Genomic DNA, 14,147 nt, shown 5'->3' with positions numbered 1-14,147 from the left:
CGGAATGTAAAAAATTAACATGACGGCGGAGGTCTTATGTCTTTTTTCAAAAAAATGCTCGCTAAGGTGGGAATCGGCAACATTGAGGTGGATTCCAGACTGCATACCGAGCAGTTCATCCCCGGAGAAGCTGTCGAAGGCGTTGTGTATGCCAAGGGAGGAAGCGTTGAGCAGAAGGTAGATCAGCTCTATTTTGCACTCATGACGCGGTATGTGAAACCCGAAGAACGGATTCATAACGGGCATAGAGAAATTGAGTATGTGCATGAAACGGTCACGATCGCGAATTTTGTGCTAGGAGAGAGCCTTGTGTTTGCACCGGGAGAAGAAATCGAGATTCCGTTTCACTTCATCCTTCCTCACGATGTTCCTATCTCCATTGGACAGAGTGAAATATGGATTCACACCGGTATGGATGTAGACAATGCCATAGATCCCACGGATACAGATCATGTAGAAATTCTACCGCATCCGTATACCTCCACGATCTTTGAAGCACTGGGAACGTTGGGCTTCCGCATACAGGAGGCGGAGAATGAATACTATCCTCACCGTGATCATCATGTGCCTTTCGTTCAAAAGTTTGATTTCGTCCCAACGCTTCGCAGTCCTTATCACGCTTCTGTTGAGGAATTGGAGTTTGTGTTCTTCCCGAATGAGCACGGCATTGAAATGATGATGGAATTCGATCGCAAAGCCCGCGGCTTGTCAGGGTTATTTGCGGAGTTACAGGATACCGATGAGACCTGCGGCCATCTGTCGTTCGGTCAAGAGGAACTAGAAGAAGGTTCCGATGCGATTGCAGAGCGGTTGGCGGAAGTTTTTGATCGATTGCTAGAAGGTTAAGATATGAAAAAAAGCCTTGTTTCCACGGAGAGTGGGCGCAAGGCTTTTGTGCATGTGCTTCTGAATTAACAACGCACATTCCAACCAAAAGGATCCTCGATCTTGCCGTTCTGGATACCCGTCAGCGTATTGTAGAGCCGCTCGGTCAAAGGCCCGGTCTGTCCAACGTTAATGGACATCGTCTGATCGTTCCAGTGCAGGCTGCCGATCGGCGAAATCACCGCCGCTGTCCCTGTTCCGAACGCTTCCTCCAGGGTTCCGTTTGCGAAAGCAGCCGCAATTTCATCCATGGATATTCTCCGCTCGGTGACAGGCATTCCCCAAGATGCCAGCAGCTGCATGACGCTGTTGCGGGTTACCCCGTCAAGGATGCTGCCGTTCAGCTTAGGCGTGACAATCTCGCCGCCAAGCTTGAAGAATACGTTCATGCTGCCGACTTCCTCGAGATATTTCTTCTCGGCGGCGTCGAGCCAGAGTACTTGGGAGCAGTTATACTCTTTGGCGAGCATCTGTGCTTTGAGACTGCCTGCGTAGTTCCCGGCCGCTTTGGCGTAGCCCATGCCTCCAACTGCTGCGCGGGTATAATGCGTTTCCACATGAATGGCGACAGGATGGATGCCTTCCTCGTAGTAGCTGCCGACCGGAGACATAATCACAGCGAACAGATATTCCGAAGAAGGGCGAACGCCGAGTCCCGCCTCGGTGGAGATAATGAAGGGACGGATATACAGAGAGGTGCCTTCACTCTCCGGGATCCAGTCCGCATCGATACGAACTAGGGATTGCAGCGCTTCGACAAAGAAGGCCTCATCAATGCTGGGCATACTGAGCCGTTCGCAGGATTGGTTCAATCTTGCCGCGTTCTTATCCGGACGGAACAGGTATACACTGCTTTTGTCAGGACTGCGGTAGGCTTTTAACCCTTCAAAGATCGCTTGCCCGTAATGAAAGACCATAGCCGAAGGGTCGAGAGTAATCGGAGCATAAGGCACAATGCGGGGATCGTGCCATCCGCTTCCCTCTGAGTAATTCATCATAAACATATGATCCGTAAAATACTTCCCAAAAGCCAAACCTGTATCTACAGAAGGCTTTGCCTTCCTCTCCGAGCTAAGCTCGACGCGAATCGTACCGTACATCTTTCATCCGCTCCCATCGTTTCCGAATCAATATTTGAAATAACTATAAAGAAAAGGCATACATTGATCAATGTCAAATTGTCAATTAAAATCATAGTTAGTATCTATGAATGAATGTTTTGATAAAAAGGGGTTCATTACGAGCTTCAGTAGCTTTTCTCCGACCACTACGCTTCTCCGAAAACTACTGAGCTCTTCATTTCTCTTTTATCGACAGTATTGTCATAGCCATGATCCATGATGAGAGGTGAGCGGATGGAGCTTCGATTATTAGAGTATTTTGTGGCGGTTTGCGAGGAGCTGCACGTAACCAAGGCGTCGGAAAAGCTGGGCATCAGCCAGCCCACTCTGAGCCATCAAATTCGGCTTTTGGAGCATCGCATGGGCACTCCGCTGTTTCAACGCATCGGGAAAAAAATCTATATCACCGAAGCGGGCCACATTTTATATAAGCATAGTCAAAATGTATTTCATGAACTGGAGCAAGCCAAGGCTGCGATCAATGAAATCCGGGGCATGCAGCGGGGGAGCCTGCGGATTGGCTGCTCGGGCAATCATCTACTGACAGCAGCGATGTTGGCGTTCCATGAGCGCTACCCGAACATTGAGCTGTCGGTCACAGAGCTTGCCACAGAGGAGACGCAGGAGGGCCTTCTCCATAACCGGCTTGACCTCGGCGTCGTATTCCTGCCTACTCAGGATGAACTGCTGGACAGCATCCCTCTGTATAATGAACAGCTGGAACTGGTCGTATCGGCTACTCATAAACTGGCAGGCGTGCCTTCCATTGAGTTGAGGGATTTGGCGGATATACCGCTGGGAATGCTTCAGAAGAAGTTTTATGTGCGGCAAATGATCGACCATTACAGTGAGGAAGTTGGCGTACCTTTGAGGCCGATTGTCGAGATGTCAACGCTGGACTCCCTGCTGCAAATGGCCAAAATCAGCATGGGAGGAGCGATCCTGCCGCGTTCATATTTAATGGCGGTGAAAAGCTCGGATATTAAAGCTATCCCGATCATTAATCCCACGCCTCAGCAGGAGGTGGGGATCGTATTTCGCAAGGATATGTACCGCTGCACAACGACCGATACATTCATCCAAGAGCTATTAAAACACTTTTGAACGCGCGTTTATTGTGATATGATGAAAAGGCTGTATCCTGAAAAAACATTATGTTCGAAAGGAACCTGATCATGGTAAACGTACAAGGAAGATGGGCGCTGATTACTGGCGCGAGCAGAGGCGTGGGCTATCAAACCGCGATCTTTATGGCCAAACAGGGCTGCAATTTGATTTTGCACAGCAGAAGCCTAGAACATACAAAGAAAGTCGAAGAAGAAGTGAAGGCTCTGGGCGTACAGGCTTACAGCCTGGGAGCTGAATTAGGTAATCACGAAGAAGTCGTACGCATGTTGGATGAGATTGAGGCTAAGGAAACGCAGGTGGATATCGTCTTTAATAATGCGGCGGTACAGATCGCTTACCGTACCGACTATTGGGCTACGCCAGTGGAAGATTTTGAAGCGAGCTTCCGTATCAATTTCATTTCCATTGCAACCATTTGCAACCGCCTTATTCCTAAAATGATCGAAAGAGGCTTTGGCCGAGTGATCAATACAACCAGCGGCATCATCAATGAGCCTGAACAAGCCGGCTATGCAGCAAGCAAGGCAGCGCTGGATAAGTTTACGAAGGACCTGGCTTCCCGACTGGAAGGAACTGATGTTATCATCAGTCTTACAGACCCGGGTTGGTGCCGTACCGATTTGGGCGGACCTCATGCCCACCATGCTGTGGAGAGCGTGATTCCAGGTATTGCCGTTGGCGCTTTCGTAGACGACAAGAAGAGCGGCCGATTCCTGGGTGCCCAGCAGTTTACGGGCATGACCTTGGAGGAAGCTGTGGCAAAGGCCGAGACGCTGGAAGCTACAAGATATGTGATTTAAAAGGTAACAAACAGAGCCGATTGTGCTCGGCATGAGACCGTCGATAAAGGTTAATGGAGAGCTCAGTAGTTTTCGGAGAAGCGTAGCGGGTGCCTTTGACAGTTTTGTTATGACCATAGAGAGCTTTTAGTTCAATCGAATAACAAAATGTCAACAGCACTCGGAGAAAAGCTACTGAAGCTCGTAATGGACCATGCTTTATCGACAAACCTGAGCCGCCTTAGTGCGGCTTTTTGTTTTTGTAAAGGTATGGTTTTCGCTTGCTTTGCCGACCGGCGGTCTGTAAGATGAGGGGGAAGGAAGGTTCCATTTTACGAGGAGGAGTCGGGGGCATGGGGTTGAAAATATGGAGAATTGTGCTCACTTTCTTTGCGGTCGCCATAGCCGGGTATGCGATTGTACAATATGGTTTTTTCAGTCCGGCAAGCGCTGGCCTTGTATCCCAGAAGCTGAGGCAGCCTGATTTTCATCTGACGCCCTGGGTCTATGTGTTGTATGCGCATATCGTGACGGCAGTGCTAGCGCTCGTATTGGGACCTTATCAATTGTTTGTGAAGCCTCAAGGAAAGCGGATTCGGCTGCATAGACGGCTCGGTTATGTGTACTTCATTTCTATTATGGTCAGCAGCATCGTCGGTCTTTATTTAGCGATATATGCAACGGGTGGATGGGTCTCCACGCTAGGATTTCTAGGGCTGGACCTTGCCTGGGCAATGTCGACGTGGCTTAGTGTCCGATATATATTAAATAAGAACGTGCAGGCGCACAAAGATTGGATGATGCGGAGCTATGCGCTCACCTGTGCGGCAATCACGCTGCGGCTGTGGCTTGGGCCGATGGCGCTGCTGTTTGGCAATTTTATAACGGGTTATCAAGTGACTGCATGGCTCTGCTGGGTGCCTAACTTGTTCATTATGGAGGCTGTCATTCGACGACGTGCTGCCAAAAGACATGCACCTGTTATAGGTGCCTAGCAGCTCTGGAGGATTTCCTTATACATATGGAGTCGCTGATTCTTGCCTTTCTTGAGCGAGGAGTTGGCGATTTTTTTGTTCAAATGAAACTTTAGATTGATAATAGTTCTCAATCTGTTTAAGATGAAATCATACTGCCGCTGCTGGCAGTTATCTTCTTCTCCTACGGATGAGGATCATGCTACTAGAAGGGAAAGATCACAGTGCTTCGTCGTTTTTTTAGTTATTACAAGCCTTATAAAGGGTTATTTATTCTCGATTTTACCTGCGCCGTCGTTGCGGGGGTATTGGAGCTCGGTTTTCCGCTGGCGGTTAACCAGGTTGTCGACAAACTGCTGCCTGCAGGAAACTGGCAGTGGATTTTGTGGGCGTGTGCGGGCTTGCTTGCCGTGTATGCGCTAAACTCCGTGCTGAACTTCGTGGTCACGTACTGGGGACATAAGCTGGGCATCAACATCGAAACAGATATGCGCAAAAAGATGTTCGAGCATCTGCAGAAGCTGTCCTTCCGTTTTTACGACAATAACAAGACGGGGCAGCTGATGTCGAGGATTTCCAATGATTTGCTGGAGATCGGCGAGGTAGCTCACCATGGTCCGGAGGATTTGTTTATCGCGGTCATGACCTTGATCGGAGCGCTAGTGCTCATGCTGACCATTAATGTGAAGCTGGCGCTGCTTACTTTCGTGGTTGCGCCGTTGCTCCTGTGGATTGCGATGCATTTTAACCGCAAAATGACGGTCACTTTTCGCCGTATGATGGGCGATTTGGCCGATTTTAATGCGCGCGTTGAGGATAACATTGGCGGCATCCGTGTTGTGCAGGCCTTTGCCAATGAAACGTATGAAAAGCAACTGTTTGCGGAAAATAACGGCCGGTTTCGGCTTACCAAGCTGATGGCTTACAAAATCATGGCCTGGAACATTTCGCTCAGTTACATATTGATGCGCTTTGTGACCGTCTTCGTACTGGTCTGCGGTACGTTCTTCGTCATTCGAGGCGAGATTACGAACGGGGAGTTCATTGCGTTTGTCTTGCTAACCAACGTGTTCCTTGCGCCTATCCAGAAAATCAACTCGGTTATTGAAAGCTACCCGAAAGGGATTGCCGGCTTTAAACGCTATATCGAGATTATCGATACGGAGCCTGAGGTCGCTGATGCCTCGGATGCCATTGAAATTGATCATCTTCGCGGAGACATCCGCTACGATGCCGTGACCTTCGGCTATGGCGAGGAGGCGCAGGTGCTGCAGCAGATTGACCTGACGATCCGCGCCGGCGAGACCGTTGCTTTCGTCGGTCCGTCGGGAGCCGGTAAGACGACGCTATGCAGCCTGCTGCCGCGTTTCTACGACGTGACCGGTGGGCGCGTGACCATTGACGGCATGGATATCCGTCAGATTCAGCTTTCCTCGCTGCGCCGCCAGATCGGCATCGTGCAGCAGGATGTGTTCCTGTTCGCGGGTACGATCCGCGAGAACATCGCTTACGGCAAGCTCGGTGCGAGCGAAGCCGAGATCTGGGAAGCCGCGCGCCGAGCGCGGCTGGAGGAGTTCATCCGGTCCCAGCCGGAAGGCCTGGAGACCGTCATTGGCGAGCGCGGCGTCAAGCTGTCCGGAGGACAGAAGCAGCGGCTCGCCATCGCGCGGATGTTCCTGAAGAATCCGCCGATCTTGATTCTCGACGAGGCGACGTCCGCGCTCGACACGGAGACCGAAGCCGCCATTCAGGCTTCGCTGGCGGAGCTGTCCGAGGGCCGCACGACCCTCGTCATTGCGCACCGATTGGCGACGATTAAGAACGCCGATCGGATCATTGTCGTCACCGAGCAAGGCATCGCCGAGCAAGGTGGGCATGAGGAACTGCTAGCTGTGGGCGGCGTTTACAGCCGACTGCATCAGGCGCAGTTCCGTTCGTAGCCGGTACGCCTGCGGGTATCCGGGCGAGAATATGGAGGACTGGATCGAAAGGAGAGGAGACATGTTTATCCTATGGCTATCCATCAGCTTTTGCAGCTTCGTCTTATTTCGTTTGTTTAGCTTGTATACCAAGACCTATTGGAAAAACGATGTTGTAATCGCTGTGGCACAGGGGCTTCTTATTTCCATTCTCATCAAATACGTGATGGCTTGAACGATTTCACTGTTCCGCAAGTCTACTCTGTAAACAATGGTAGGCGGAGGTGTATGGCTTGGGCCAAAGCTGTAGAATCGTATGGATTATGTCACTTATAGGGGGGCTGTCCATGCTATCCGGCTGCATGCCCTCACCGAGTAGCAGCTCAGAGGCGGCTACCGAAGCTTCATCTGAATTATCGGTAACCAAGGCTGATGCAAATCTGAAGACAAGCGATAAGGACAGCAAGCTTGCAACGCTTCCAGAGGAGATTACACTTTCATTTGGACCTCTGGAGCTTGAAGCACTGCCTCTGGGTATTGCGGATTCGGGGTGGAAGTGGGTCCGTTCGATCCCCTTTGGATCGTTAGGCAACCAACCTGTGCACATAGAGGTCTATGAAGAACCCTCCGATGATGGACTTCTTCCCGCTTTCTATCATGGCATTGTAAAAGTAGGGCATGAGCAGTACCTGCTCCGATATGTTGCTGCTGAGATTACTGGCAGAGATGCATCTGGTCCAGGGGAGAAGGCGGAAATTGTTCAAAAACTCATCCCAGGTCAATCCCGCTATGAGCTGCTCGGAAGCATTCCTTTATCAGGCAATGGCCCCGGACTCCAAGCTTATGTCGTAGTGGATACTGACGAAGGCAAGCTGTATGCGATTGAATGCTGGGGAATTTCTAGTTTCACGGATCTCGATCTTGACGGGCAGGAAGAATGGGTCATTGAATTCGAGGGACTTCACCTGTCGTGGCCTGACGTCAGAATCATCCGATTCAACCAGAACAGACTCGAGGTATGTAATTCGGTCACGGACGTTATCCGAAGGAATCAGAGGGATTACGCGAAGCTGTTGAAAGACCAGGAAAGGCCTGTTATTCGGATTGCTGCTGTTAGGAATGAGGAAGAATCGTTTGAGGACTATACATACGACCATGGTGTGCTGCGTTCTGTGAACCAGCCTTGACCGGAGAGGGGACTTATGAAACGTGTATCCGTGATTTTGCTTGTCATCGGCATTTGCTGCCTCAGCTTTTGGGCTGTGATGCCTTATCAATATGGAGTAAGTGCACAGTTCTTTTATGGGATGCTCGGCTTATCTAGCCTTTTCAACATATATGGCATGTATCGATTATGGAAGCATGGTCCGCTGAAGCCTCTTTTATTGACGCTGCTAGCTCTTGCGACATTATATAATGCTTACGAAGCTGTCCATGAGCAGCCTAATTTTATGCTGAAAGAGAAGCTAAGCGCCTATACGCCGAATGCTCCATTAAAGATCGTGTACCAGGAAGAGCTGGGGGCTTCCTCAAGCCAAACTCAAGAGAACGCCATTCATGAATTAAACCAGAAGGCAGGTGGCAGAACAGTGTTTCTTCAAAGTGAAATAAAGCCACCCAGAGCTGTGACCGAGTATACGGTTATCTATAAAAATCGCTATATCATCGATGACGTGGACGTATCGAAGCACTTATGTATGGATCATTTATTTTGTACCTACCAATATGCAGCTTCGGTGCAAGTAGATTCCGTGACGGGTGAACTGCTCGGATACTTTGTGTATGACAAGGGGATGGGGAAGTAGTCGACTATGGAGCGATCACGACCAGCACACTATGTATCCTTGGGAGAAAGCGACCTGGAATCAGGGCGATAACATATTGCGTGTCTAAATGATACGTAGTATGCTTATAATAACCAAAAGAGACGGATTCGCGGTCCGTCCCTGCACAACACTTGGGTGGAAATCCTCCGAGTATGTCCGAACGAATAACCCGTTCCCGTGGCGCTAACCTGGGCGGGTTATTTTCGTTTCATCGTTGCTTCTTGATAACGAATGTATTCGCCATAAAATCGTGAAGTGCCCTTCTTTCCTTGTTGAACAACATGGAGAACCCATCATATACGGTAATAAGAAATACGAGAGTGGATAAGATGTTGATTAAATTGGAGTATGACGCCAAGATGTTATGTAACGGTCCCAGTTCTGTGTGTATAATTTCTTTGGTTAAAGCAAGTACTGCGCTTAGCATCAAGATTGAATATCTCATTGCAGCTTGAAGAAGGGTTGGATTGTTTCCAGCCGCATTGACAACTTTAATCTTGAAAATCAATTTGCCGATGGTTCCTCCGAAAAGAACTAAGCAGCTAATTTGAAAGCCGAATAAAATGATCCATTTCGAAAGTAAAATAAAGCTAGATTGATATTCCAATGCCAAAAAGTAAGTCTTACGATAAAGCAGCAACAATGGAACAAACATGATGATCATGTCTACCAAATAGATGAGAGCCCGTTTGACAAATGAAACATATTCTACTTCTTGCTTAATCATACCCATAGCTCCCCATTTCTCCCTTTTTATTGAGATTCCGCAAATTCCACCGATTATCATCAACTAGAATAAGAGCTTCATAGTTCCAATATATCAAATTTATGGTAAAGTGTACTGGTTCTGTCGAATATATTCGAAATAGGGAGAGATTTATCACAATGAGTTTGAAAAAATGCTTCTTGCTATGGGTGTCATTTTTGGAATGAAGGGAGGCCAAGTGTTTGCTGAAGGTGATACCTCTAATACTCCTAAATACAATTGGGTCAAGGGCGGTACTAAGGTCGACCTCGGCACTACTTCGAATCTTGATCTTGGAACCGATTTCGTGTTCCTGAATGCGTCCGATACGAAGCAATTATTGACGGACAACCATGAGAAGCCAAGCGGCACGAAAATTGGAAGTGTATATCTTGCCATGAATATTTCGGTGCAATAGAGCCTCTCAAGGAGAACGGGGGGATTAAACGGGAAACGAGTTAATAACAGCGGCAGTCTAGGAATATTTTCGCACCTCATCCGCCGCTGGTTCATTTTATCAATCGTTTGTGGTTTTCTTCACTAGTATAATCTTATCCTGTTTTTGATCAAAAAGCTTTATTTTTAGTCCAATACAGATGAAAGCAAGCGTTAGAAAAACAGCACCGCTATATGTAATCTGATGTATCCCCAACTGGGATAAAAACCAACCACCCGTGGTGGTACCTAATGCGATTCCCAAATTTCCAAAGGAAACAAACAAGCTGTTGGCAAACTCAGGTGCTTCTGATGCCTCAGAGGTTAACCAAGTTTGGCTTACAATGAGACCGCCGGTAAAAACAGCACCCCATACAATGATAATAATGGTCATTGGAATGATATATGCCCCTGCATAAGATATCAATAAATAAATCACTCCCATGACCAAAGGATAATAAATGGTAGTTTTGATCATATTTTTACTTAGTAGCTTAGCAGCCTGTAGGTTACCGAACACACCGCTCGCTCCAAATAGAATTAACATGGCACTTATCGTTTTACCATTCATGTTCGTCACGTTCCCAAGATATTCAGCCAAATAGGCATATACGGAGTACAATGCTGCAAGAATAAAACAAGCGGTTGCAATGTTAAGCCATAATTGAGGTTTTACCAAAACCTTCAATTGTTTCCCGTAGGATAGTTTTTCTGTTACTGGCATGGATGGAATCCAACTTATAATTCCGATAAATGTGATAGCATTAATAATTGCGGAAAAGAGAAATGCAGCTTCAAGAGAAAACTGATCCCCAACAAATGATGTGATTGGAACCCCTAAAACCATCCCTACAGTTACTCCTGTAAAAACTCTGGCCACCGCTCTTGCGCTTTGCTCTTTTGGGACAGAACTTGCTGCAGCCGCAAATGCAACCGAGAAATAAACGGGATGAAGAAAAGCAGGTAGAATTCGAAAAATTAATAGAACAGTGTAGTTAGGGGCGAATGCCGAAACAAGATTGGAGATTGCAAAAAAGGCAATGACTCCTGCTAAGATTTTTTTACGGTTTACTCCTGAAAATAGTAATGTCATAAACGGTCCTGAAAGAGCAATGATAAGAGCAAACATGCTTACAAGCATACCTGCTTGCGAAACGCTGATTTGGAAATTTTTCGTAATCTGTGGCAAAATGCCCACAACACCAAGTTCCGTATTGATGATTCCAAATATGCCGAGCGCGATGATATAAGTGAGAAATGACTTTTTCATGTGGATGTGAAACCTCCTTTACTTGTTTAAATCCAATATAATTAATTAATGGGATGAAATGGCTTTCATGGGCGTGCGATCACAAGAATATCAATTTATGATGTTGGTTTTTGGCGTCCCCATCCCGATTTGATATTTCTTGAGATTGTATGATACTTTTTATCATTAAACTCAAAATCTATAATTCTTTCGCTTTAATGCCCTTTTGTATAATTGTCCTCCATTTCCTTATAAATAACGATTTTATGTGCAAGCAAATTTAGATTTTTCTGAAGTTCAATCATCTGTTGTTGAACTTTTTTATAGTGATCTTCGAGAAGTATTCTCCTTTCAGTTAAAGTTGAATCACCCTGCCTCCGGAGTTCTGCGATTTCTAGCATTTTGGTGATTGACATTCCAGTTGCTTTAAGACGAGTTAAAAACTCAATCCAAGTAATGTCTGCTGAAGAATAACAACGATACCCATTTTCATTGCGATCAATTGAACAAAGAAGACCGATATTCTCATAATAGCGAAGGGTGTGGACACTAAGACCTGTAACAGTAGCGACTTGTCGAATGGTTAATAACTTTTCCATGAACAAAGTATATACCTTCGAGTAAACTCGAACGCAAACATTTTTTTGTTAGAAGTCCGCCAACAAACGGTGAATGTTGGCGATGCCCCTTGTGAGTGCCAGAGTCGATTTCCGCCGCCGCTTGCTCCGTAGATACCATGTCCTGACCGGATTTGAGAATGGTGCTGACGTGCTTGAAGCCGGGGCTTGGCGTGTAGCTGAGTGCTTTCGTACAGGCTGCCTCTACCCGAACTAGCGAGTACCGACCTGAGTGCTTCAGTACACCCATACAAGCCTTGTATCCTTGCTGTTCGATACGACGTCCGGTCAGAATAGGTACTACAAAAAGATAAGCCTGTTAGCCATCTTTAAGGTAAGTTATGATATGGGAAACAAAGGAAAACAGAAACGCCGAGGAGATGGTTACTAATGGATTCCAATTTCAAATATCAAAAACGTAATACGCCCGCATTCACAGCCGCAACTTACTTTGCCTTTGCCGCAGGGCTGTTCTTGTATGGCTTGGGGATCTTCAATGCAGAGTGGGAATTAAACGTCAAGGGCTACTACTTGTTATGTATGTTCCTAGTGGTGATCACCAGTATCGTCACTCAGAAGGTGGTCCGGGATAATACGGAAGACAGAGCGTTGCAACTGGAAAATCCTAAGCATCGCATGCGTAACACGCCGGCTTTTACAGGTATGGCGATTGTGGGGCTTGTCATCGGATTTGCTATGTTTTTTATTGGCCTATTTAACGCTTCATTCGAATTAAATGTGAAAGGCTACTACATTGCGGTTATGTTATTGATTGCGTACAGTGCGATCGGTGTGCAAAAGGTGACGCGTGATAACGCTGAGGATAAGCTATTCATGGAACAGACACAAGGTCATAATCAAAATACGCAAGCGTAATGATGCGCTAGGTTGAAGGAAAGCTCCACTGCACAAGCCTGATGAAGGTTGATGCAGCGGGGCTTTTTTTATTTGAAAAGAATCACCGGCAGCTTGGGATATACGGCTTGGTACTGACGGTGCCGAGATAAGCGGAATAAATGTCTTCATACTTAATAGTTGACGGACCGACCGACGGTATGTAAAATAAAGAGCATGACATACCGTCGGTCGGTATCGTAGATAAATGATGCTGAAGTGAGAGGAATTAGATCACGCACAGGCGCGACTTTTAACTAAAAACGATTGTTCATGCTGAACAGATAATGAGAGGGGATTTTTTACATGATGAATGTGGGAATAGGACTGCTGGTGGTCATCATCATATTTCGCAGTCAATTGAAGGCAAGACCTGTCAGTATTAAAATGTTCACGATGCCGCTCTTGCTGCTTGCCTTTGCCATTTATGAATCCGTGGAGGCACAGGTACAAGCTGGAGAAGCCGTATCCTTGGCAATGTCCGTTTTACTTGGAGCGGTTGTAGGGCTTCTTCAAGGCAAATTCATTCACGTACGTACAGTGGACTCTGTTTGGTGGGCAGAAGGCTCTTGGGCGTCTCTGGGTGTATGGCTGCTGTCGATTCCCGTGCGGTTTGCTATCCGATACGGCTTCATTGGTCTATTAGGGATTCCCACCGTGCTTACCGGCAGCAAGGCTTACGTGCCATTCCTTTTCTCAATCGCAGGGATCCTGCTTGGTAAAGGCATCATGCTCGTACGCCGCTATCCAAGCGCCTTGAACGCAATCTTGTCCAAACCGAGTTATTTACACGAAAATTAAGCAGATTCGTATATTCCTACTATATGTCGCAAATCGTAGTACCCGTCTTGACATAGCAGTAGGATCAGCGAGAGTAAAGCTTGAACGCGTGACGGCTTGACCCTACCGACTCTTGGTATACAATAGTAGAAGCGAACACCTTAGGAGGTTTCCGAAGATGACTGGAGATTCAAATCAAAGAAACTCAAGCTTTCAGCTCATTTTAGATACGACAGAACAGTTAATTAAGGAAAAAGGCTGCCGTCAAACGACTCTGCAGGACATTATTGACCGAACCGGCTTGTCCAAAGGAGCGATTTATCACTACGTATCCGGTAAGGATGAGCTGTACGGCCTGATTCTTAAATCCAAAATCGAGCTGGTCAATGATCGTTTCCAAGAAACGATCTCGAAGCCGATTGGTAAAACGACAACTCCTCCGCTGCAAATGCTGACCAAGAATATGCTGGCTCAGGATGAACAGCGGGAGATTACGAATAAAATTTTTACGTATTTGATGAGCCAGAGTGACAATCCAAAGGTATCCGAGGTCCTGACGGAGCTTTTTAATTACTCCGTGATGATGTCCAGAAACTGGATTCAAGCCGGACAGGAGGCAGGAGCTATTCCGCAAGAGCTCGATGCCACGAGGATTGCTTCGATTTTCACGACATTCAACTACGGTTTGCGCGTCCAGAGCGTGATTGCCAAAGACTCTGAGTTTGCGCTGCAGGAAGAGGATGTGTTCGGCTTTTTATTCCGCTCGCTGCGGTAGCAGGAGCGGGAGCCTGAGCA

At 47.1% G+C, this 14,147-nt stretch carries 16 protein-coding genes and 1 pseudogene; 13 read left to right on the top strand and 4 right to left on the bottom strand.

Going from position 1 to position 14,147, the window contains the following annotated elements:
- Nucleotides 1-36: 36 nt before the first annotated feature.
- A complete protein-coding gene (locus tag L0M14_RS25805; protein WP_235119296.1) occupies nt 37-846 on the top strand; it encodes a sporulation protein in 810 nt (269 codons plus the stop codon).
- A 65-nt stretch (nt 847-911) separates the two neighbouring features.
- Here the strand turns inward: L0M14_RS25805 and L0M14_RS25800 are convergent, their stop codons facing one another.
- On the bottom strand, nt 912-1,985 hold the full coding sequence (locus L0M14_RS25800; RefSeq protein ID WP_235119295.1) for a branched-chain amino acid aminotransferase: 1,074 nt from the start codon (nt 1,983-1,985) through the stop codon (nt 912-914).
- A 255-nt stretch (nt 1,986-2,240) separates the two neighbouring features.
- Here L0M14_RS25800 and L0M14_RS25795 point away from each other — a divergent pair, with 255 nt between their 5' ends.
- The 7 genes from L0M14_RS25795 (at nt 2,241) to L0M14_RS25765 (ending at nt 8,611) form a co-directional block, all read left to right on the top strand.
- Entirely contained in the window at nt 2,241-3,110 is an 870-nt protein-coding gene (locus L0M14_RS25795; RefSeq protein ID WP_235119294.1) for a LysR family transcriptional regulator, read from the top strand.
- Between the two features lie 71 nt (nt 3,111-3,181).
- On the top strand, nt 3,182-3,934 hold the full coding sequence (locus tag L0M14_RS25790) for an SDR family NAD(P)-dependent oxidoreductase (protein ID WP_235119293.1): 753 nt from the start codon (nt 3,182-3,184) through the stop codon (nt 3,932-3,934).
- Between the two features lie 332 nt (nt 3,935-4,266).
- Nucleotides 4,267-4,908 (top strand): DUF2306 domain-containing protein, encoded by a 642-nt coding sequence (locus L0M14_RS25785; RefSeq protein WP_235119292.1) that lies wholly within the window; start codon nt 4,267-4,269, stop codon nt 4,906-4,908.
- A 203-nt stretch (nt 4,909-5,111) separates the two neighbouring features.
- Entirely contained in the window at nt 5,112-6,827 is a 1,716-nt protein-coding gene (locus L0M14_RS25780; protein ID WP_235119291.1) for an ABC transporter ATP-binding protein, read from the top strand.
- A gap of 61 nt (nt 6,828-6,888) precedes the next feature.
- Complete coding sequence (locus tag L0M14_RS25775; RefSeq protein ID WP_235119290.1) at nt 6,889-7,041, top strand: hypothetical protein; 153 nt, start codon at nt 6,889-6,891, stop codon at nt 7,039-7,041.
- Nucleotides 7,042-7,099: 58 nt separating this feature from the next.
- A complete protein-coding gene (locus tag L0M14_RS25770) occupies nt 7,100-7,993 on the top strand; it encodes a hypothetical protein (RefSeq protein ID WP_235119289.1) in 894 nt (297 codons plus the stop codon).
- Nucleotides 7,994-8,008: 15 nt separating this feature from the next.
- Nucleotides 8,009-8,611 carry a hypothetical protein gene (locus L0M14_RS25765; RefSeq protein WP_235119288.1) on the top strand — a complete coding sequence of 201 codons (603 nt, stop codon included), beginning with the start codon at nt 8,009-8,011 and terminating at the stop codon, nt 8,609-8,611.
- Nucleotides 8,612-8,840: 229 nt separating this feature from the next.
- On the opposite strand, the gene L0M14_RS25760 is transcribed toward L0M14_RS25765, so the two are convergent.
- Nucleotides 8,841-9,359: an RDD family protein gene (locus tag L0M14_RS25760; RefSeq protein WP_235119287.1), complete on the bottom strand. Its 519-nt coding sequence runs from the start codon at nt 9,357-9,359 to the stop codon at nt 8,841-8,843.
- 172 nt (nt 9,360-9,531) lie between these two features.
- Here L0M14_RS25760 and L0M14_RS25755 point away from each other — a divergent pair, with 172 nt between their 5' ends.
- Entirely contained in the window at nt 9,532-9,795 is a 264-nt protein-coding gene (locus L0M14_RS25755; protein ID WP_235119286.1) for a hypothetical protein, read from the top strand.
- A gap of 99 nt (nt 9,796-9,894) precedes the next feature.
- Here the strand turns inward: L0M14_RS25755 and L0M14_RS25750 are convergent, their stop codons facing one another.
- Nucleotides 9,895-11,082 carry an MFS transporter gene (locus L0M14_RS25750; RefSeq protein WP_235119285.1) on the bottom strand — a complete coding sequence of 396 codons (1,188 nt, stop codon included), beginning with the start codon at nt 11,080-11,082 and terminating at the stop codon, nt 9,895-9,897.
- 194 nt (nt 11,083-11,276) lie between these two features.
- Nucleotides 11,277-11,660: a MerR family transcriptional regulator gene (locus L0M14_RS25745; RefSeq protein WP_235119284.1), complete on the bottom strand. Its 384-nt coding sequence runs from the start codon at nt 11,658-11,660 to the stop codon at nt 11,277-11,279.
- 408 nt (nt 11,661-12,068) lie between these two features.
- Between L0M14_RS25745 and L0M14_RS32270 the strand changes: the two are divergent.
- The 4 genes and pseudogenes from L0M14_RS32270 to L0M14_RS25730 form a co-directional block, all read left to right on the top strand.
- Nucleotides 12,069-12,209: pseudogene (locus L0M14_RS32270) on the top strand (YiaA/YiaB family inner membrane protein); the annotation flags it as partial.
- 105 nt (nt 12,210-12,314) lie between these two features.
- Nucleotides 12,315-12,554, top strand: a complete 240-nt coding sequence (locus L0M14_RS32265) for a YiaA/YiaB family inner membrane protein (protein ID WP_405031137.1) — start codon at nt 12,315-12,317, stop codon at nt 12,552-12,554.
- Nucleotides 12,555-12,878: 324 nt separating this feature from the next.
- A complete protein-coding gene (locus L0M14_RS25735) occupies nt 12,879-13,373 on the top strand; it encodes a hypothetical protein (protein WP_235119282.1) in 495 nt (164 codons plus the stop codon).
- A 157-nt stretch (nt 13,374-13,530) separates the two neighbouring features.
- Nucleotides 13,531-14,127 (top strand): TetR/AcrR family transcriptional regulator, encoded by a 597-nt coding sequence (locus L0M14_RS25730; protein WP_235119281.1) that lies wholly within the window; start codon nt 13,531-13,533, stop codon nt 14,125-14,127.
- Nucleotides 14,128-14,147: the final 20 nt, after the last annotated feature.

It is taken from the genome of Paenibacillus hexagrammi (assembly GCF_021513275.1).
Lineage (GTDB): Bacteria > Bacillota > Bacilli > Paenibacillales > NBRC-103111 > Paenibacillus_E > Paenibacillus_E hexagrammi.
This window is presented reverse-complemented; position numbering and strand designations above follow the sequence as displayed.